The following is a 263-nucleotide window of genomic DNA, read 5'->3' on the forward strand; positions in this document are numbered from 1 at the left end:
ATGTTCATCAGGAAGCCGACGATGCTGGTGTCGTGCGCCTTTTCGGCGTAGGTCGCCACCTGCGTGGCGTCGAGCGTGGCCGGATCGACATGCATGCCGGCGCCCGGCTGCACCACGTTCGACACGACAAGGCCGACGACAAGCGCCAGCGTCGAGAATGCCAGGAAGTAGATCATCGCCTTGCCGGCGACGCGGCCCACCTTCTGCAGGTCGGAAACGCCGGCGATGCCGGTCCCCACCGTCAAAAAGATCACCGGCGCGAT

The 263-nt window shown here is 65.0% G+C and carries 1 protein-coding gene; it reads right to left on the bottom strand.

Annotation, left to right across the window (positions count from 1 at the left end; translation table 11 throughout):
- Window positions 1-263: cation:dicarboxylate symporter family transporter (locus AC0L2O_RS36920; protein WP_473373224.1), on the bottom strand; the 263-nt coding region annotated here is incomplete at both ends.

The sequence above is a fragment of the Bradyrhizobium sp. Kon10 genome (assembly GCF_055807395.1).